The following is a 19639-nucleotide window of genomic DNA, read 5'->3' as shown; positions in this document are numbered from 1 at the left end:
AGGAAAGTTTCGTTTATGGTCAATCTTCGTCAGCCCAGGGATGTCGCACAGATACTGCTGTCGGTGCTGTTCTTAGCCATTATGATTATTGCGTGTCTGTGGATTGTTCGTCCTTTCGTGCTCGGATTTGCCTGGGCCGCGACCGTCGTGGTCGCAACCTGGCCTTTACTCTTACGTTTGCAGAAACTGCTGTTTGGTCGCCGCGGCCTTGCCGTGCTGGTGATGACGCTGCTGCTGTTCCTGCTGTTTATTATTCCCATTGCGCTGCTGGTTAACAGCCTGGTTGACAGCAGCGGCCCGGTTATTCGCGCGGTCACCAGCGGTGACATGACGCTGCCGGATCTCGCGTGGCTGAACAGCATTCCTGTTGTGGGTGCAAAACTATACAGCGGCTGGCACAGCCTGCTGGAGATGGGCGGTAGCGCCCTGATGGCCAAAGTGCGCCCGTACATCGGCACAACCACCACCTGGTTTGTCGGGCAGGCTGCACATATTGGTCGCTTCATGATGCACTGTACGTTGATGCTGGTCTTCAGCGCCCTGCTGTACTGGCGCGGCGAGCAGGTTGCGCTGGGGGTACGCCATTTCGCCACCCGACTGGCAGGTAAACGCGGCGATGCGGCCGTGCTGCTGGCAGCCCAGGCCGTTCGCGCGGTGGCGCTCGGCGTGGTGGTCACAGCGCTGGTGCAGGCGGTGCTTGGCGGTATCGGGCTGGCGGTTTCCGGCGTACCTTATGCCACCATTTTCACCGTTGTCATGCTGATGACCTGTCTGGCACAGCTTGGTCCGCTGCTGGTGCTGGTTCCCTGCATTATCTGGCTTTACTGGACGGGGGACACGACCTGGGGCACGGTGCTGCTGGTCTGGAGTTGCGTGGTGGGCACCATGGATAACGTGATTCGTCCTCTCCTCATCCGCATGGGCGCTGATCTGCCGCTGATTCTTATCCTGTCCGGGGTGATCGGGGGGTTGATTGCCTTCGGCATGATTGGCCTGTTTATCGGTCCGGTGCTGCTTGCGGTAACCTGGCGTCTCTTCTCTGCCTGGGTGCATGAAGTGCCGCCACCCGGAACCGATCCGGACCTCATCTTAAGCGAACTTGAAGAGCTGGAAGATAAGAACGCGCAGTAATAACCTTTGCCGGGTGGCGCTAACGCTTACCCGGCCTACACTCTTCGCAGGAATACTTAAACGTTGCTAAACTATTTATTCTCTGCGCACTGGTCAGACCCGCCTTTTCATGCCTAAAACCGTCATTCTCTTCAAGAAATCTTTACCTCCCTTTAACTATTGAGACGAATCCGATCGACTCATAAAGTTGGCATGCCTACTATTAAGACACGGTTATAAATCAACACCTTGATTTATAAGCATGGAAATCCCCTGAGTGAAACAACGAATTGCTGTGTGTAGTCTTTGCCCATCTCCCACGATGGGCTTTTTTTTATTTACCTTATGCTGAGCGCACAGGTTTTAGGCGTGTTTTAAACGAAAAGACCGTTCATTACAGACGGATGAATAGCGATGAAAGAGTTTTACTGTTTAGTTCCATTCGTCATAAGCATATGCCATTTCACTATCTACTGAATATCTTTCTCGTACCGCCAGGTGTTCCTTTTACTCTGAATTATTAGTAGCCTCTGCCCGTTCATCAGCGCGAGCACGTTCACGTTGTAATGAGCATCACCACGTATAAGGCGGCTGACCACTGCAGGAGCAGCGCCTGCACCTTTTTCTTCTGTCAATAATAGTTATGTGGGTTATTTTCCCGCCATAAGAAAAAAGATAAACGTCAAGGCAAGCACAGTAAATGATATAACAGCCAAACTGGCGTTCCTAAAAACGCCATCATTTAGCTTTATCTTTTATACTTTTTTCAACCTGAGCATGAAGATTCATGCAGTTTATATACCCTTCTCTACGCGCTGCGTTGACTTCCGTAGCGTGTCTTAACTCCATTGCTAACAACTTATCTTCCATGACAGAAAGGCGATAAATCAGGGCGCACACAATCATTAAAAGAATAATGAATAACACCGAAATATCTACAACCACTTAACCTCTCCAGTTACTTATTGAATCCTGAGTTCTGACGCTATGCACTGTAGTTCTTCGTTTTCCCTGCATTGCGTTGTCATGTAGCCGTTGCACAGGGAACTTAAATCAGACAGAGTCCGTATCTTCATTTAAATTTCATCTTTTATAGCTCATCAAACCTATCAGGCTATCTGGCGCAGTCCTGCAACCAGCAGACGGTGAGGAGTAGCTATATCAGTTCCAGGCTCAGAGCAAGGCGGCTAAGACTATTCTTATGCGAACTATTTTTTTAAGTTATTAGTGCTTTGTAAGTTCATTTTCCTCTTTTGATTGCTTGAAAGAGGACTCGCCTTTGTGGCCAGGCGAGTCCTGAATATTAATTTTTACAAATTTCACTCCTACTCAACATCTGCCATTCCCCCTCCAGCACCCGCGTCTCCCCGGTCACCTGCACGTTCACTACCTCGCGAATATCCGCCGAGGACGCGCCAACCTGTAGCTCAAATTCACCTGGCTCGACAATTCGCTTCCCGTCCCGGCGGGTGAAATTAAACATCTCCACCGGCAGGGTAAAGGTCAGGGTGGCGGTTTCTCCCGGTGAAAGCGTAACGCGTTGAAACGCTTTCAGCTCCTGAAGCGGACGAACCTGCGTCGCGACTTTGTCACGCACGTACACCTGTATTACTTCGCTGCCGCTGCGCTCCCCGATGTTGCTGACTTCGACGCTTAACACCACCTCTCCGTCGACCGGGACGTGGCTTTCAGCGAGACGCGCCGCACTCCAGTGAAACTGCGTCCAGCCAAGACCGTAACCGAACGGGTAAAGTGCGCCGAAATGGAACGCAAACGGCGTGCCGCCGCTTTTCAGCTTGTGGTTATAGTAGTACGGCATCGCCCCGGCGTTTTTCGGCACGCTGACTACCAGCCTGCCCTGCGGCTCCGCGCGGCCGGTTAAGATATCGGCAATCGCCCAGCCCCCTTCCTGCCCCGGCGCCCAGGCCATCATCAGCGCGGCCACCTTCTCTTCCAGCCCCTGAAGGTTATAAGGACGCCCGCCCGTCATGACGACAATTACCGGCTTGCCGGTTGCCACCAGCTCCTCAAGCAGCTGTTGCTGCACGCCCGGCAGATTCAGCGAATCGGTATCCGATCCTTCCCCCACGGTGCCGCTCTGGAATAGCCCGGCGAGGTCGCCCACGCAGGCCACCACCACGTCACTCTCTTTTGCCGCGCTCACGGCTTCGGGGATCAAATCCGTGCGTTGTGAAACCGGCGATTGCTGCATCGGTTTACCGCCGCTGTCGCCCGGGAACACCGGCGCACCCGCCATCCGTTTTTCGATAATGTGGCACCCTTTGGCGTAACGTATCTGCGATGCACCAAGGTACTGTTCCAGCGCCGCGCGCGGGGTTGTCACCTGCGAGGTCTCTTCAACCATATCACTGATGATCAGGTGAACCGGGAAGCTGTAGCCGCTCAGCAACGCCAGCGGATCGTCCGCCGTCGGCCCCACTACCGCTACACGGGGTTTTCCGCCGAGGGGCAAAATGCCGTTATTTTCCAGCAGCGTGATCGATTTTGTTGCCACCTCGCGCGCCACCTGCCGGGTCGCCTCATTCTGCAAATCGATACCTTTTTCGTCGGCGTACGGTTTTTCAAACAGCCCGAGACGGAATTTTTCACTTAGCACGCGCGCCACAATCTCATCCACTTTCGCCATTGAGATAAGCCCACGCTCTACCGCTTCCGCCAGATGACGCGCGCAGTCATCCTTCGGCAATTCCACGTCCAGCCCGGCGTTAAACGCCAGCGCCGCCGATTCTGCTGGATCGTGAGAAATCCCATGGTGCTGGTGCAGCAGGCTGACGCCGCCGTAATCCGCGACAATAATGCCGTCGAAGCCCCACTGTTCACGCAGCACGGTGGTGAGCAGGAAATGGTCGCTGTGCCCTGGCTGATTATCGATGTCATGATAGGCCGGCATCACCGAACCGGCGTTGGCCAGCTTCACCGCCATCTCAAACGGTAGCAGGAAGGTATCGCTTAGCTCGCTGAAACCCAGATGGACCGGCGCATGATTGCGCGCCCCTTCGCTGAAGGAGTGCCCCACGTAATGTTTCAGGGTCGCCAGCAGATCGCGCTTATCGCCCTGCAACCCCTTCACGTACGCCGTCGCCATCACCCCTACCAGCCACGGATCTTCCCCAAAGGTCTCTTCCGTCCGTCCCCAGCGCACATCGCGCGAGACATCCAGCACCGGGGCCAGCCCCTGCTGGCACCCGACGGACCGGGCCTCGTTGCCAATCTGCTCCGCCGCGCGCTGCACCAGCGCCGGGTCCCAGGTGGAACCGTAGTTCAGCGACGACGGGAACAGGGTTGCATCTTTGCACAGCAGCCCAACCAGACACTCCTCATGAAACAGCGCCGGAATGCCGAGCCGGGTCTCCTCCATCATCATACGTTGCAGGCGGTTAGCGGCACGCACGCCGGTTTTTGCATCAACAATGTGCGTGCCGAGCGGACGGGTGATCTGCCCGACGCCCAGCTTCAGCCTTTCGCTGAGGGACGCCTGTTCGCTCACGCCGGCGAACTCATCGCTCAAATCGCTGCGCTCGCGGTGGCTGCCGTGTTCATCGAGGATCAGCCAGTACGCGTGCATCTGGGCAAATTTCTCTTCCGGCGTCATACGCGCCAGTAAATCAGCGACACGCTCGTGTACGGGACGTCCCGCGTCCTTGTAGATCACAGTCATGGTTTACTCCTGTAGTGCGGATTGGGTTACCGGGCTGAGCTGCCCCGCATCGTTTCGAATGTCTCGCTTGCTGGCCAGCTCACGGGCAATGGAATCCACCAGTCGGCTGTTGAGTTTGTAGATAGCAAGGAGCGCCACCATGCAGAGGAACAGCGCGCAGGGGATCAGGGTGAACAGGGCATTGATGGTTGCGAGAACGTGAGGCGCCTGGTTTGCCTGTCCGGGCGCGTAATCCACCATGCCCAGCACCCAACCGACCACCGCCCCACCCAGCGCCAGCCCAAACTTGATGGCAAACAGGGCGGTAGAAAAGACCAGCCCGTCCAGACGGCGGCCGCTGCGGTGTTCTTCGTAGTCCACCACATCGGAGAACATGGTCCATTGCAGCGGCGTGGTCAGGTTCTGAATAAAACTAAACACAATATTCAGACCGAATATCAGCCACACCTGCGAAGGCGGAATGAAGAAAATCAGCGCGCCAAAAATAACGAAAGAAATAATGGTCCACTGATAGGCACGTACGCGATCAAATTTCCCCAGCAGGCGTTCAGATAATAATGCGCCGCTTAAGGATGCCACCATGCCGGAAACAATAAAGGCAAAGACCAGTTCAGGACGTAACAGAACATAGTTAACGTAATACATGGTCGCAGAGCCACGCGTCACGACGGCGGTTAACAGTAAAATATTAAACAGAAAAACAATTCGCCACTGGCTGTTGGCGGCCAGCAGTTTTAAATCCGTCAGCATCGAGCCGGAGGTGTCATTGCGTGGCGAGTAACGCTCCCGGGTCATAAAGAAGCAGCAGAAGAATAAAATAATACCCAGCAGCCCCATCAGGCTCATGGCATAGAAATAACCTTTTTGCACATTCCCCTGACCTAATAATGAGACCAGCGGCAGCGCGATGACCGTTACAATCAACCCGCCGATAAACGACAGGCCAAAGCGCCAGGATTGCAGCGAGTGGCGCTCGCGCGGGTCGAGCGTCAGCGCGCCGGGCATGGCGCAGTATGGAACGTTAATCGCGGAGTAGATCAGGCTCAGGATGGCATAGGTTACGCAGGCATAGACAATTTTCGCCGTCTGCCCGGCATCCGGTACGTAGAAGGTAATCAGGCAGCTCACGCCAAACGGAATGGCAAACCAGAGCAGCCAGGGACGAAAACGACCGTGGCGGGTCTGAGTGCGGTCCACCAGCGCGCCAATGCACGGATCGACAAACGCATCGATCACGCGCACCACTAAAAACATGGTGCCCATAATGGCCGCCGGCAAACCGAATACGTCCGTATAGAAATACGCGAGAAATAACGTTGCCGTTTGCCAGACCAGCGCGCTGGCCATATCACCGAGGCCATAACCTATTTTATCTTTGGTACGTAATACAGAGGAGATTGTCATTGTTATTTGCCTTTTTATCAGGTTAAAACGTATTTCAACCAGTCGCGCATCATCCCGACGGATGTACGCGGTAAGGCTCAAGTATTAGCAACGCCCTGCCCACTAACAATTGTCTAAATTAACAGATAAATTATGATATTTGGTTTTTTGCTTTATTTGTGATGGTGAGCATATTCGCAGGAAAATAAAAAAGGCGAGGACAGATATCCTCGCCTTTTTCAGGTTATGCAGGTTTTACTTGTTCAGCTCTGCCAGGCTCAGCCAGGTTTGCACCACGGTGTCCGGGTTCAGGGAGAGGCTATCAATCCCCTCATCCATCAGCCAGGCCGCAAAGTCTTCATGGTCAGAAGGACCCTGCCCGCAGATCCCGACATATTTACCCTGTTTCTTCGCCGCACGGATGGCCATGGAGAGCAGCGCTTTCACCGCCTCGTTACGCTCATCAAACAGCTCAGAGACGACGCCGGAGTCGCGGTCCAGGCCGAGCGCCAGCTGCGTCATATCATTCGAACCAATGGAGAAGCCGTCGAAGTGCTCCAGGAACTGCTCGGCCAGCAGGGCGTTGGACGGAATTTCACACATCATGATGATCTTCAGCCCGTTCTCGCCGCGCTTCAGCCCCTGACGCGCCAGCTCATCCACCACCGCTTTCGCCTGATCCACGGTACGGACGAACGGGATCATGATTTCCACGTTGGTCAACCCCATGTCGTTGCGCACGCGTTTTACCGCTTCGCACTCCAGCGCGAAGCAGTCGCGGAAGCTTTCCGACACGTAGCGTCCGGCGCCGCGGAAGCCCAGCATCGGGTTCTCTTCTTCCGGCTCGTAGCGTTCGCCGCCCACCAGGTTAGCGTATTCGTTGGACTTAAAGTCCGACAGACGCACGATCACGCGTTTCGGGTAGAAGGCCGCGCCGAGCGTGGCGATGCCTTCCGTCAGGCGGCCGACATAGAACTCTCTCGGCGAGTCGTAACCCTTCATCATCTCGCGGATTTCGTTTTGCAGCTTCGCGTCCTGGTCGTCAAACTCCAGCAGCGCGCGCGGGTGAACGCCGATCATGCGGTTGATGATGAATTCCAGACGCGCCAGGCCCACGCCTTCGTTCGGCAGGCAGGCGAAGTCAAACGCGCGATCCGGGTTACCGACGTTCATCATGATTTTCAGCGGCAGGTCCGGCATGGTATCCACGCTGGAGCTCTTCACGCTGAAGTCGAGGATATCGGCATACACGTAACCGGTATCGCCTTCGGCACAGGAGACCGTCACGTTCTGGTCGTCCTTCATGCGTTCGGTCGCGTCACCGCAGCCGACCACCGCCGGGATCCCCAGCTCACGGGCGATAATAGCCGCGTGGCAGGTACGGCCACCGCGGTTGGTGACGATAGCAGCCGCTTTCTTCATGATCGGCTCCCAGTCCGGGTCGGTCATGTCGGTCACCAGCACGTCGCCAGGCTGAATGCGATTCATCTCGCTGATGTCGTGGATCACTTTCACCGGACCGGCACCGATGCGGTGGCCGATTGCGCGGCCTTCCGCGACAATTTTGCCCTGCGCGTGCAGGGTGTAGCGCTCCATGACCTGACCGCGCGAACGGACGGTTTCCGGACGCGCCTGCACGATAAACAGCTTGCCGGTGTGTCCGTCTTTGGCCCACTCAATGTCCATCGGACGGCCATAGTGTTTTTCAATCTGCACCGCCTGCTTTGCCAGCTCTTCCACTTCGGCGTCGGTGAGCGAGAAGCGATCCCGCTGCTCCTGCGGCACATCTTCAATGGTGACCTGCTTGCCATGCTCTTGCGTCGGGGCATAGATCATGCGGATTTTTTTCGAGCCCATGGTGCGGCGAACCACTGCCGGACGGTTAGCCGCCAGCGTAGGCTTGTGCACGTAGAATTCGTCAGGGTTCACCGCCCCCTGCACCACCATCTCGCCCAGACCCCACGCGGAGGTGATAAACACCACCTGGTCGAAGCCGGATTCCGTGTCGATAGAGAACATCACGCCGGAAGAGCCCACGTCGGAGCGCACCATGCGCTGTACGCCTGCGGAGAGCGCGACGCCGCGGTGGTCATAGCCCTGATGCACGCGATAGGAGATGGCGCGGTCGTTGAACAGGGAAGCAAACACATGCTTCACCGCCACCAGTACCGCCTCGTAACCCTGGACGTTGAGGAAGGTTTCCTGCTGTCCGGCGAAAGAGGCATCCGGCATATCTTCCGCGGTAGCGGAAGAGCGCACGGCAAAGGAGGCCTGCGCGTCGTCAGCGGAGAGCTGGTTGTAGGCGTCATGGATCGCTTTTTCCAGTTCCGGCTGGAAAGGTGTGTCGATAATCCACTGGCGGATTTGCGCCCCGGCTTTGGCAAGCTCGGTGACATCATCAATATCCGTTTTATCCAGCAGGTCGTAAATGCGCTGGTTTACACCGCTCTGGTCTAAAAACAGGTTAAACGCATCGGCGGTTGTGGCAAACCCGTTTGGTACGGAGACACCCATACCGGACAGATTTGTAATCATTTCACCCAGGGAGGCATTTTTGCCCCCAACTCTGTCTACATCATTCATGCCGAGTTGGTTATACCAAAGCACCAGCGGTGACGAGCCATTGTTGGACATCGAAACAATCCTTTTGTGATATTTGATCGGAGTAAGAAACACCTGACTACGTATTTATACTGGCATATTTATTTCCGCTAAAAAAACGGTGAATCGTGTAAGCAATTTAAATTTTCAACTTTTCGGACAGTTTCCCCGCACTCGCTAACCCGATGATTCCTATAGATTCCGTCAAAAACCATAGAAATAACGCCGCTAATCAGAAAATGAAATCCACTTTTCAGGAAAATCAAAAACACCATTTCATTTTAAATTCAGATAAGTTCTTTGCTGTGCAATTAACTTTTTTAATTTATGCTTTCAGGCAATTACGTACGCTATTCAGGGTGGATAAAATGGATAATGCTGTCGATCGCCACGTTTTTTATATTTCTGATGGGACGGCGATTACCGCCGAGGTGCTGGGACACGCGGTGATGTCGCAGTTTCCCGTGTCGATAAACAGCATCACGCTGCCGTTCGTGGAAAACGAGAGCCGGGCCAAAGCGGTCAAGGACCAGATCGACGCCATTTACCAGCAGACCGGTGTTCGTCCGCTGGTGTTCTATTCCATTGTGATCCCTGAGATCCGCAACATCATTCTGCAAAGCGAGGGCTTCTGTCAGGATATCGTGCAGGCGCTGGTTGCACCCTTGCAAAGCGAGCTGAAGCTCGACCCGACGCCGATCGCTCACCGTACCCACGGGCTGAACCCCGGCAACCTGACCAAATACGATGCGCGTATTGCCGCCATTGATTACACCCTGGCGCACGACGACGGGATCTCGCTGCGCAATCTGGACCAGGCGCAGGTCATTTTGCTTGGCGTGTCGCGCTGCGGTAAAACCCCCACCAGCCTTTACCTGGCAATGCAGTTTGGCATTCGCGCCGCCAACTACCCCTTTATTGCCGATGATATGGACAACCTGGTGCTGCCTGCCGCGCTCAAGCCGCTTCAGCATAAGCTGTTTGGGCTAACCATCAACCCGGAACGACTGGCGGCGATCCGCGAAGAACGTCGCGAGAACAGCCGCTACGCCTCAATGCGCCAGTGCCGAATGGAAGTCTCCGAAGTCGAAGCGCTGTACCGGAAAAATCAGATCCCCTGGCTGAACAGTACCAACTATTCAGTAGAAGAAATTGCCACCAAGATCCTCGATATCATGGGACTGAATCGTCGCATGTACTAATATGCTAGTACATTAATCCTGTTTCAGTTATTATCATGCCATCCTCGGGGCGACGTGCCCCGAACTTGAAATCAGCAGGGATTGGTTTAAGGTGATGCCCATCACTTCCCGGTAGTCTGCCGATGAAGCAAAAAATTTCTGAGACATTCCATGAACAAAACCGACGAACTGCGCACCGCGCGCATTGATAGCCTGGTCACCCCGGCTGAACTGGCCCGGCTGCACCCCGTTTCCGCCGAGGTGGCGGACCATGTGACGGCCTCCCGTCGCCGCATCGAAAAAATTCTCAATGGTGAAGACAAACGTCTTCTGGTAGTAATTGGCCCCTGCTCCATCCACGACCTGGACGCGGCGATGGATTATGCACAACGCCTTCAGACGCTGCGCGGCACGTATCAGGATCGCCTGGAGATCGTGATGCGTACCTACTTTGAAAAACCGCGTACCGTCGTGGGCTGGAAAGGATTGATATCCGATCCCGATCTGAACGGTAGTTACCGGGTGAATCACGGCATTGCGCTGGCGCGCAAGCTGCTGTTACAGGTTAACGAGCTGGGCGTGCCGACCGCTACCGAATTTCTGGATATGGTGACCGGACAGTTTATTGCCGACCTCATTAGCTGGGGCGCGATTGGCGCGCGTACCACTGAAAGCCAGATCCACCGTGAAATGGCGTCGGCGCTCTCTTGCCCGGTGGGCTTCAAAAACGGAACGGACGGCAATACCCGCATCGCCGTTGATGCCATCCGCGCGTCACGCGCCAGCCATATGTTCCTCTCCCCGGATAAAAACGGCCAGATGACCATCTACCAGACCAGCGGCAACCCGTTCGGACATATCATTATGCGTGGCGGTAAAAAACCGAATTACCATGCAGAAGATATTGCCGCCGCCTGCGAAACGCTGGCGGAATTTGACCTGCCGGAGCATCTGGTGGTGGATTTCAGCCACGGCAACTGCCAGAAACAGCACCGCCGCCAGCTGGACGTCTGCGATGAAGTCTGCCAGCAGATCCGCAGCGGCTCGACCGCCATTGCAGGAATTATGGCGGAGAGCTTTATCAAAGAAGGCACGCAGAAGATCGTCGCCGGACAGCAAATGGTGTACGGCCAGTCGATCACCGACCCGTGCCTGAGCTGGGAAGACAGCGAGCTGCTGCTGGAGAAGCTGGCTTCAGCCGTGGACACGCGCTTTTAAAATCCTGCCGGGTGACGCTGCGCTTACCCGGCCTACGGTACGTGTCCTTCTCCCTCTCCCCATGGGAGAGGGTCGGGGTGAGGGCATCAGACCGCACCTCTCCCCCAAATTTGATCCCGTCACACAATTTTCATAAAAACGCTTGCCGTGAATTTGCAGTTTATTGATAATGATTATCATTGTTACATTGATTGTTATTTATAAACATTATGTCACCGACCGATAACAGCGCGGCAACGCCAGTAAAAACACACACAGCGCCGTCCCCTGCTCCCACCGATCGCCGAATCGACAGCAAAAGCCTGTTGGGTGAGGAGGGACGGGTCATTATCGAGCATGACGGCCAGCACTACCTGCTGCGCCAGACCAATGCCGGAAAACTGATCCTGACTAAATAATCCAGACAACACCTTCGCCAGCCACCCAGGTGATCCCCAGGCAGCCAGCGCTTTTCAATTCTTATGGAGAGTTGCTATGCCACACCTGCAATCCGCGTCTTTACGCCCGTCTCTTCTGGCGCTGGCAATTGTCAGCACCCTGCCGGGCGTTGCGTTTGCCGCCACAGACGATATCACCGTTACCGCCACCGGCAACGCCCGCAGCGCCTTCGAAGCCCCCATGATGGTAAGCGTGATTGACGCCACCGCGCCGGAAAACCAGACCGCCAGCTCCGCCGCCGACCTGCTGCGCAAGGTGCCCGGCCTGACGCTGGACGGCACCGGGCGCACCAACGGTCAGGACGTTAACCTGCGCGGTTACGACCGACGTGGCGTGCTGGTGCTGGTGGATGGCGTACGTCAGGGCACCGATACCGGACACCTGAACAGCACGTTCCTCGATCCGGCGCTGATCAAACGTATCGAAGTGGTACGTGGCCCTTCCGCCTTGCTGTACGGCAGCGGCGCGCTGGGCGGCGTAATTTCATATGACACCGTCGACGCCAGCGATCTGCTGGACGCAGGTAAAAATAGCGGCTATCGCGTATTTGCTACCGGTGCAACAGGCGATCACAGCATCGGGATGGGCGCCAGCGCCTATGGCCGCACCGATACCCTGGACGGTGTGGTCTCCTGGTCCAGTCGCGATCGCGGCGACATTCGCCAGAGTGACGGCGCGAGGGCGCCAAACGACGAATCCATCAACAATATGCTGGCGAAAGGCAGCTGGAAAATTGATCCGGCTCAGACGCTGAGCGGCTCCCTGCGCTACTACAACAACGACGCGCAGGAGCCGAAAAACCCGCAGACCACGGATGCCAGCAGCAGTAACCCGATGACCGATCGTTCCACCATTCAGCGCGATGCCCAGCTTGGCTACCGCATTGCGCCAGCCGGAAACGACTGGCTGAACGCCGATGCGAAAATTTACTGGTCCGAAGCGCGGATCAACGCCCAGAACATCGACGCCAGCGGCGAGTTCCGTAAGCAGACCACCAAAGGCGGCAAAGTGGAAAACCGCACCCGCCTGTTTAGCGACTCCTTCGCCTCGCACCTGCTGACCTACGGCGGGGAATACTACCGTCAGGAGCAACACCCTGGCGGCGCGACCACCGGCTTCCCGGACGCTAAAATCGACTTCAGCTCCGGCTGGTTGCAGGATGAGATCACCCTGCGCGACCTGCCGGTAACGCTTCTCGGCGGGACGCGTTACGACAACTACCGCGGCAGCAGCGACGGTTACGACGACGTGGATGCGGATAAATGGTCATCACGCGCCGGGTTAACCGTGAGTCCAACCGACTGGCTGATGCTGTTCGGCTCTTACGCCCAGGCCTTCCGCGCGCCAACGATGGGCGAAATGTATAACGACTCAAAGCACTTCTCTATCGGCAGCTTCTACACTAACTACTGGGTGCCGAACCCGAACCTGCGTCCGGAGACCAACGAAACCCAGGAGTTCGGTTTTGGGCTGCGTTTTGACGATCTGCTACTCGCCAACGACGCGCTGGAGTTCAAAGCCAGCTACTTCGACACCAAAGCAAAAGATTACATCTCTACCACCGTCGATTTTGCGGCGGCCACTACCATGTCCTATAACGTACCAAATGCCAAAATCTGGGGCTGGGACATGATGGCAACCTACGCCACCAGCCTGTTCAACCTCGACGTGGCCTATAACCGCACGCGCGGGAAAGATACCGACACGGGTGAATATATCTCCAGCATCAACCCGGACACCGTCACCAGCAAGCTGGATATCCCGGTGGCGCAAAGCGGCTTCTCCGTGGGCTGGATCGGCACCTTCGTCGAACGTTCAACGCACATCAGCAGCAGCTACAGCGAGCAGCCTGGCTACGCAGTAAATGATTTCTACGTCAGTTATAAAGGCCAGCAGCAGTTCAAAGGCATCACCACCACCCTCGTGCTGGGGAACGCCTTCGACAAAGCCTACTGGTCACCGCAGGGCATCCCGCAGGATGGCCGCAACGGCAAGATCTTCGTCAGTTATCAATGGTAATTCCCTTCGGGGCAACGATTCAGAAGGATAAGATTATGGGTCACTACACACGCTGGCTTGAGCTTAAAGAAGAACATCCGGGTAAGTACGCCCGTGATATCGCCGGATTAATGCACATCAGCGAAGCAGAGCTGGCATTTGCGCGCGTTGGACACGACGCCTGGCGGCTGCGCGGTGAAATCCGCGAGATTCTGGCAGCGCTGGAGTCCGTGGGGGAAACCAAATGCATCTGCCGTAACGAATACGCCGTTCACGAACAGGTTGGAGCGTTTACTCACCAGCACCTCGGCGGTCATGCCGGGCTGGTGCTGAATCCGCGCGCGCTGGATCTGCGTTTGTTCCTCAACCAGTGGGCGAGCGCGTTTCACATTAGCGAAACGACCTCCCGCGGCGAACGTCAGAGCATTCAGTTCTTCGATCATCAGGGCGACGCTTTACTGAAGGTCTACACCACGGATCACACCGACGTTGCCGCCTGGGGCGACGTGCTGACCCGTTTTATCATTGCCGATAACCCCGCTCTGGCGCTGAAGGCTGTCGAAGCCCCCGCGCATTCCGACGGTGCAGATGCAGGCTCGGTGGAGAAAGAGTGGCGCGCCATGACCGACGTGCATCAATTCTTTAGCTTATTGAAGCGCCATAACCTGAGCCGCCAGCAGGCGTTTCGTCTGGTGAGTGACGATCTGGCCTGTAAGGTGGATAACAGCGCGCTGGCACAACTGCTGGAGAGGGCGCAACAGGACGGAAACGAAATCATGATCTTCGTCGGCAACCGCGGTTGCGTGCAGATCTTCACCGGTGTGGTGGAAAAACTGACGCCCATGAAGGGCTGGCTGAACATCTTCAACCCAACCTTTACCCTGCATCTGCTGGAGGAGACTATCGCGGAGACGTGGGTTACGCGTAAGCCCACGGCAGACGGACACGTTACCAGCCTGGAGCTGTTTGCTGCGGATGGAACTCAGATCGCCCAGCTCTACGGGCAGCGTACCGAAGGCGAGCCGGAGCAGAGCCAGTGGCGCCGCCAGATTGACGCTCTGACGCCAGAAGGGCTGGCCGCATGAAAAACTGGTTTGCCCTGCTCTGCGCCCTGCCGCTGGTCGCCGTCGCCGCGCCGGAGAGAATTGTCGCCCTCGGCGGCGACGTGACGGAGATCGTCTACGCTCTCGGCGCGGAATCTTCTCTGGTAGCGCGCGACAGTACCAGCCAGTGGCCGCAGGTGACAAACGCGCTGCCTGACGTGGGGTATCTCCGCCAGCTGAATGCGGAGGGAATTCTGTCTGTACGCCCGACGCTGGTGCTGGCAAGCGACCAGGCGCAACCCTCTCTGGCGCTGAAACAGGTTGAACAGAGCCACGTCCGGGTAGTTACCGTTCCCGGCACGCCTGACCTGCGCACGATTGACGAAAAAGTGCGGGTGATAGCTCAGGCGACGCATCATGAGGTGCAAGGGGAAACCCTGCGCAACTCGCTGCGTCAGGCGCTGGCGGCTCTGCCCTCAACACCGCTCAACAAGCGGGTGCTGTTTATCCTCAGCCACGGCGGAATGACCGCAATGGCGGCCGGGCAACAGACCGGCGCGGATGCGGCAATACGCGCCGCCGGGTTGCAGAACGCCATGCAGGGCTTTACCCGCTATCAGCCGCTCTCCCAGGAGGGGGTAATGGCCAGCCAGCCGGATCTGGTGGTGATTTCGCAGGACGGCCTTAACGCGCTGGGCGGCGAACAAAATCTGTGGAAACTGCCCGGCCTGGCGCAAACGCCAGCGGGGCGAAGCAAGCAGGTGCTGGCTATTGATGACATGGCCCTGCTGGGCTTCAGCGTCCGCACGCCGAAAGCCATACAACAACTGCGTGCCAGAGCGGAGCAACTGCCCTGATGTCCCGGCGCATCACGTTATCGTTATGGCTTCTGGCGGGGTTGCTTACCGTCATGACGTTCATGGCTACCGGTTTTGGGGCGTTACGCCTGCCGGTGAACGTGCTGTGGAGCGGCAGCGATGAGACGCTACGCCAGATCTGGCTCACCATCCGTCTGCCCCGCGTGCTGCTGGCGCTGGTGATTGGCGGGTCGCTGGCGCTCGCCGGCTGCGTCATGCAGGGGCTGTTCCGCAATCCGCTGGCCGACCCGGGCCTGCTCGGGATCAGCAGCGGTGCGGCGCTGGCCGTCGCCCTGTGGGTGGTGCTCCCGCTATCGCTGCCCGCGCTGGTGATGCTTTATGCTCCGATGCTGGCGGCATTTTTTGGGGCGCTGGCAGCCACAGGCGTGATCTTCCTGCTCAGCAAGCAGCGTGACACCTCTCTGTCACGTCTGTTGCTGGTGGGTATCGCCATCAATGCCCTGTGCGGTGCGGCAGTGGGTGTGCTTTCGTGGGTCAGCAATGACGCCCAGTTGCGTCAGCTTTCACTCTGGGGAATGGGAAGTCTCGGTCAGGCGCAGTGGTCAACGCTGCTCGCCGTGATCTCGCTGATGGTGCCTGCCGCTCTGGCGATCTGGCGTTGTGCCAGCGCGTTAAATTTACTGCAACTGGGTGAAGAGGAAGCGCATTATCTCGGCGTGGACGTTGCCCTTGTACAGCGAATATTACTGTTATGCAGCGCTCTGCTGGTCGCTGCGGCTGTCGCCGTCAGCGGCGTGATTGGCTTTCTCGGACTCGTGGTGCCGCACCTGATGCGCATGTGGCTGGGCGCCGATCACCGGGCAACCCTCCCCGGCACGGTTCTCGCGGGCGCTTTTCTGCTGCTGGTGGCGGATACGGTAGCCCGCACTCTGGTCGCCCCGGCAGAAATGCCGGTCGGGTTGCTCACCAGCATCCTTGGCGCCCCCTGGTTCTTATGGCTCATTTTTCGTCGTGGAGAACAGCATGGCTGAACGTTATACGGCTGAAAATCTGACTTTTACCCGGTCTGGCCGCACGCTGACAGATAACGTTTCGCTGTCACTGTCGCAGGGAGAGCTGGTTACATTGATCGGTCCCAACGGCGCGGGGAAATCCACGCTGCTGCGACTGCTGACCGGCTACCTGAAACCCGACAGCGGCGGCTGTTCGCTGGCGGGGAAAGCGCTGGATGAATGGCACCCGGAGACGCTGTCCCGCTATCGGGCAGTGATGCGTCAGCATACTCAGCCTGGATTTGACTGGCTGGTGGAGGAGATCGTTGGAATGGGGCGTGCGCCCTGGTCGCCTCAACCTGAACCGTCGATTGTGCGTGAGGTGATGCAGCTGACCGGTTGCCTGCCGCTGGCTGGCAGACGTTATCATTCCCTCTCGGGGGGCGAGCAGCAGCGCGTTCAGCTCGCCCGCGCGCTGGCGCAGCTGTGGCGTGAGGGAACGCCGCGCGGCTGGCTGTTTCTCGACGAACCCACTTCAGCGCTGGATCTCTACCACCAGCAGCATTTGCTGCGCCTGTTGAAATCGCTGACCCGTCTGGGTCATCTTCACGTCTGCGTGGTGCTGCACGATCTTAATCTCGCCGCGTTATGGTCGGACCGGATCCTGCTGTTACACAACGGCAGGATTGTTTCTCAGGGCATACCGGAGACGGTATTGCAGGCCGACGCGCTGGCGCGCTGGTACGGTGCGCAGGTGCACGTCGGCAGACATCCGGCGCACGCCGCGCCGCAGGTTTTTCTCGCCCCTTAGCTTGAGCAGCTCACTTCCAGTCGCTTGCCCCAGTCCGGCGGGCGGCTGACATAGTCATCCTCCCGGTCGGCAAACGGCGTGCGCAGGGCGATATGCAGCCGATGCAGCTCGGCATAATCCCCCTGCTCTGCCTGCTCAATAGCCCGCTGCGCCAGCCAGTTGCGCAACACCATCGCCGGGTTAACCGCCTTCATCCGCGCCTGGCGGGTATCGTCATCAATCTGTTCCTGCTGTAAACGCGCCCGGTAAGTGGCAAACCAGTCATCAAACGCCTGTCGATCGATGAACTCGTCACGCAGCGGTGAAGCGGCGCTCTGCTGCGCAGTCTGGCTTAGCATACGGAAGGTTCGGGTATAGTCGCTGCCTTCACGCGCCATGATGGCAAACAGCCCATTCAGCAGCGCGTTATCGCCTTTTTCCTGCGTCATCAGCCCCAGCTTGTTGCGCATTAACACACCATATTCCCGCAGCAAGACCTCCTGATAGGTGTCGAGCGCATCGTTCAGGGCATCGACGTCGATAAACGGCGACAGGCTTTGCGCAAGCCGCTGAAGGTTCCACAGCCCCACCGCAGGCTGGTTGTCGAAACGGTAACGCCCCTGATAGTCCGAATGGTTACAGATGTAACCCGGTTGATAGTCATCAAGGAAGCCGTACGGACCGTAGTCAAACGTCAGCCCTAACAGGGACATGTTGTCGGTATTCATCACCCCGTGGGCAAAGCCAACGGCCTGCCAGCGGGCAATCATTGAGGCGGTGCGCGCGACAATATCACGGAACCAGAGAACATAGCGGTCCGGTTCGTCTTGCAGGTGCGGCCAGTGACGTCGAAGGGCGTAATCGGCAAGCTGGCGGACTTTATCCGGCTCGCGGCGATAGTAGAAGTGTTCAAAATGGCCGAAACGCAGATGGCTTTCCGCCACGCGGATCAGCATCGCCCCCTGCTCTATCGTCTCACGGGCCACCGGCGTGTCGCTGGTGACAATGGACAGCGCGCGTGAGGTGGGGATCCCCAGGGCATGCATCGCCTCGGAAGCCAGACTTTCACGAATGGTTGAACGCAGCACCGCGCGGCCATCCCCCATGCGTGAGTACGGTGTTAACCCTGCCCCTTTCAGGTGCCAGTCGAGCGTTTCGCCATTCGGCAGAACCTGTTCACCCAGCAGGATGCCGCGACCATCGCCGAGCTGTCCCGCCCAGACGCCAAACTGATGTCCGCTGTAGACCTGAGCCAGAGGCTTCATGCCCGGAAGCAGCGTTTCGCCGCCCCAGACACCGGCGCCCTTTTCTGGCTGAAAAAGTGTCGAAGGGATGCCAAGCGAATCCGCTAATGCATCGTTATGCCAGATAAGACGCGCGTTCTGTAAAGGCGTGGGCTTAAGCGCGGTGTAAAAGCCGGGTAATTCATCGTGCCAGTGAGCAGTAAAAGACAGGGTCATAAGTCCTCCTGCTTTAAGTGTAGAGGGTTTCCCTTGACGTAAACACGGGCGAAGAAAGGGGTTATTGCTGAACGAGGGTCGTTACGCGTTCTGCCGGGACGGCAGGCCACAGGGTTCCCTGCATTGCGCCAAAATTGAAGGGCAGCACGCGTTGTAAGATGCCGTGATCGTCAATTCCCGAGACCATGACCGACTGACAATGCGGCGCGATCTGCCAGAGAATGGCGCGCATAAATGGCTCGAAAGAGAGCGCCGAGACGCGCTGATGAATAAAGTTTTTATCCAGAATCACCCGTTTGAACAGACCATCATAAACCGGTTTAAGGGATGCAGCCCCTGCACCAAAGTTAGCCAGCACTAAGGGGAAATGGATCGCCATTCTTGCAAGCGTCAGATCGTCTTTCCCGTTATTTAAACCTGGATAGTTCTCATTAACAGTAAACTCAAGAAACGGATAACGATCAAGGATTGAAACAGCGTTCTCATTAGTTAATAAAAACTCAACAATTGCAGGTGTAATATTGATCCATGCAATTAACTGATGCTGAATAAAAAATAGCTTACAGGTATCGAGTAATTGCAGTTTTTCCTGAAACAGCACTAATTCATCTTCCTGAGAAAGATGAGGGATAACCAGTTCAGTCGGCATTCGTACGTCCGTACCCACGCCAGTAAAGTTAACCAAAATCTCTAAACCTTTAAGCAAACCTGCACTATCACGCGCCGGAAGGAGTAAAAGTTCAGACTGGTAAGCATTATCTAGCGTAATAATCATCGCCCTTGTCCTGCATTAAAGATGAGAGAGAACATCCTGGAGCAATTGCAGGCACAATTCCACTGTCTTGATTTTAATAAGATTAATTTCATTCTTTCCGTATTAATTTTCAGATTTTTCCCTGAATCTAAAATAATCTTATCCTGGTTATTG

The 19639-nt window shown here is 56.6% G+C and carries 15 protein-coding genes and 1 other RNA gene; 10 read left to right on the top strand and 6 right to left on the bottom strand.

Annotated elements, in window-relative coordinates:
* Positions 1 to 15 precede the first annotated feature (15 nt).
* Together ydiK and rprA are read left to right on the top strand one after the other, a co-directional pair.
* Positions 16 to 1131 (top strand): AI-2E family transporter YdiK, encoded by a 1116-nt coding sequence (ydiK, locus tag BFV65_RS08695; protein ID WP_022647856.1) that lies wholly within the window; start codon positions 16 to 18, stop codon positions 1129 to 1131.
* Positions 1132 to 1340: 209 nt separating this feature from the next.
* An RNA gene (gene rprA / locus BFV65_RS08690) (antisense sRNA RprA) lies at positions 1341 to 1448 on the top strand.
* A 400-nt stretch (positions 1449 to 1848) separates the two neighbouring features.
* On the opposite strand, the gene BFV65_RS08685 is transcribed toward rprA, so the two are convergent.
* From BFV65_RS08685 to ppsA, 4 genes are all read right to left on the bottom strand, one after another.
* Positions 1849 to 2055: a hypothetical protein gene (locus tag BFV65_RS08685; RefSeq protein ID WP_022647855.1), complete on the bottom strand. Its 207-nt coding sequence runs from the start codon at positions 2053 to 2055 to the stop codon at positions 1849 to 1851.
* 358 nt (positions 2056 to 2413) lie between these two features.
* Complete coding sequence (locus tag BFV65_RS08680; RefSeq protein WP_069596469.1) at positions 2414 to 4789, bottom strand: glycoside hydrolase family 3 N-terminal domain-containing protein; 2376 nt, start codon at positions 4787 to 4789, stop codon at positions 2414 to 2416.
* A 3-nt stretch (positions 4790 to 4792) separates the two neighbouring features.
* Positions 4793 to 6193, bottom strand: a complete 1401-nt coding sequence (locus BFV65_RS08675; protein WP_038415905.1) for an MFS transporter — start codon at positions 6191 to 6193, stop codon at positions 4793 to 4795.
* A gap of 234 nt (positions 6194 to 6427) precedes the next feature.
* A complete protein-coding gene (gene ppsA / locus BFV65_RS08670; protein WP_023305974.1) occupies positions 6428 to 8806 on the bottom strand; it encodes a phosphoenolpyruvate synthase in 2379 nt (792 codons plus the stop codon).
* A 335-nt stretch (positions 8807 to 9141) separates the two neighbouring features.
* Between ppsA and ppsR the strand changes: the two genes are divergently transcribed.
* The 8 genes from ppsR to BFV65_RS08630 all read left to right on the top strand — a co-directional run bounded on the left by ppsR (position 9142) and on the right by BFV65_RS08630 (position 17272).
* Positions 9142 to 9975 (top strand): posphoenolpyruvate synthetase regulatory kinase/phosphorylase PpsR, encoded by an 834-nt coding sequence (gene ppsR, locus BFV65_RS08665; protein ID WP_017384644.1) that lies wholly within the window; start codon positions 9142 to 9144, stop codon positions 9973 to 9975.
* Between the two features lie 150 nt (positions 9976 to 10125).
* The gene (aroH, locus tag BFV65_RS08660) at positions 10126 to 11172 is read left to right on the top strand and encodes a 3-deoxy-7-phosphoheptulonate synthase AroH (protein WP_045309066.1); all 1047 of its coding nucleotides are present in this window, start codon (positions 10126 to 10128) and stop codon (positions 11170 to 11172) included.
* Between the two features lie 209 nt (positions 11173 to 11381).
* Entirely contained in the window at positions 11382 to 11570 is a 189-nt protein-coding gene (gene hemP / locus BFV65_RS08655) for a hemin uptake protein HemP (RefSeq protein ID WP_022647850.1), read from the top strand.
* 76 nt (positions 11571 to 11646) lie between these two features.
* Positions 11647 to 13629 (top strand): TonB-dependent hemoglobin/transferrin/lactoferrin family receptor, encoded by a 1983-nt coding sequence (locus BFV65_RS08650; protein WP_058677255.1) that lies wholly within the window; start codon positions 11647 to 11649, stop codon positions 13627 to 13629.
* Positions 13630 to 13664: 35 nt separating this feature from the next.
* On the top strand, positions 13665 to 14693 hold the full coding sequence (gene chuS, locus BFV65_RS08645) for a hematinate-forming heme oxygenase ChuS (protein WP_038417025.1): 1029 nt from the start codon (positions 13665 to 13667) through the stop codon (positions 14691 to 14693).
* Positions 14690 to 15508 (top strand): heme/hemin ABC transporter substrate-binding protein, encoded by an 819-nt coding sequence (locus BFV65_RS08640; protein WP_023299914.1) that lies wholly within the window; start codon positions 14690 to 14692, stop codon positions 15506 to 15508. The genes chuS and BFV65_RS08640 overlap by 4 nt, the downstream gene beginning before the upstream one ends.
* Complete coding sequence (locus BFV65_RS08635) at positions 15508 to 16500, top strand: FecCD family ABC transporter permease (RefSeq protein WP_069596468.1); 993 nt, start codon at positions 15508 to 15510, stop codon at positions 16498 to 16500. Before BFV65_RS08640 ends, BFV65_RS08635 begins: the two co-directional genes overlap by 1 nt.
* On the top strand, positions 16493 to 17272 hold the full coding sequence (locus tag BFV65_RS08630; protein WP_069596467.1) for a heme ABC transporter ATP-binding protein: 780 nt from the start codon (positions 16493 to 16495) through the stop codon (positions 17270 to 17272). The genes BFV65_RS08635 and BFV65_RS08630 overlap by 8 nt, the downstream gene beginning before the upstream one ends.
* Here the strand turns inward: BFV65_RS08630 and selO are convergent.
* Positions 17269 to 18711: a protein adenylyltransferase SelO gene (selO, locus tag BFV65_RS08625; RefSeq protein ID WP_069596466.1), complete on the bottom strand. Its 1443-nt coding sequence runs from the start codon at positions 18709 to 18711 to the stop codon at positions 17269 to 17271. The two genes, BFV65_RS08630 and selO, sit on opposite strands and share 4 nt — an antisense overlap.
* A gap of 61 nt (positions 18712 to 18772) precedes the next feature.
* Complete coding sequence (locus BFV65_RS08620; RefSeq protein ID WP_069596465.1) at positions 18773 to 19486, bottom strand: EAL domain-containing protein; 714 nt, start codon at positions 19484 to 19486, stop codon at positions 18773 to 18775.
* Positions 19487 to 19639 lie beyond the last annotated feature (153 nt).

This window comes from Enterobacter hormaechei subsp. hoffmannii, assembly GCF_001729745.1.
Taxonomy (GTDB): domain Bacteria; phylum Pseudomonadota; class Gammaproteobacteria; order Enterobacterales; family Enterobacteriaceae; genus Enterobacter; species Enterobacter intestinihominis.
This window is presented reverse-complemented; position numbering and strand designations above follow the sequence as displayed.

Bases quoted from the DNA above. Each gene is read 5' to 3' on its own strand.
- ydiK (WP_022647856.1), top strand. From the start codon at position 16: ATGGTCAATCTTCGTCAGCCCAGGGATGTCGCACAGATACTGCTGTCG.
- BFV65_RS08680 (WP_069596469.1), bottom strand. From the start codon at position 4,789: ATGACTGTGATCTACAAGGACGCGGGACGTCCCGTACACGAGCGTGTC.
- BFV65_RS08675 (WP_038415905.1), bottom strand. From the start codon at position 6,193: ATGACAATCTCCTCTGTATTACGTACCAAAGATAAAATAGGTTATGGC.
- ppsA (WP_023305974.1), bottom strand. From the start codon at position 8,806: ATGTCCAACAATGGCTCGTCACCGCTGGTGCTTTGGTATAACCAACTC.
- ppsR (WP_017384644.1), top strand. From the start codon at position 9,142: ATGGATAATGCTGTCGATCGCCACGTTTTTTATATTTCTGATGGGACG.
- aroH (WP_045309066.1), top strand. From the start codon at position 10,126: ATGAACAAAACCGACGAACTGCGCACCGCGCGCATTGATAGCCTGGTC.
- hemP (WP_022647850.1), top strand. From the start codon at position 11,382: ATGTCACCGACCGATAACAGCGCGGCAACGCCAGTAAAAACACACACA.
- BFV65_RS08650 (WP_058677255.1), top strand. From the start codon at position 11,647: ATGCCACACCTGCAATCCGCGTCTTTACGCCCGTCTCTTCTGGCGCTG.
- chuS (WP_038417025.1), top strand. From the start codon at position 13,665: ATGGGTCACTACACACGCTGGCTTGAGCTTAAAGAAGAACATCCGGGT.
- BFV65_RS08640 (WP_023299914.1), top strand. From the start codon at position 14,690: ATGAAAAACTGGTTTGCCCTGCTCTGCGCCCTGCCGCTGGTCGCCGTC.
- BFV65_RS08635 (WP_069596468.1), top strand. From the start codon at position 15,508: ATGTCCCGGCGCATCACGTTATCGTTATGGCTTCTGGCGGGGTTGCTT.
- BFV65_RS08630 (WP_069596467.1), top strand. From the start codon at position 16,493: ATGGCTGAACGTTATACGGCTGAAAATCTGACTTTTACCCGGTCTGGC.
- selO (WP_069596466.1), bottom strand. From the start codon at position 18,711: ATGACCCTGTCTTTTACTGCTCACTGGCACGATGAATTACCCGGCTTT.
- BFV65_RS08620 (WP_069596465.1), bottom strand. From the start codon at position 19,486: ATGATTATTACGCTAGATAATGCTTACCAGTCTGAACTTTTACTCCTT.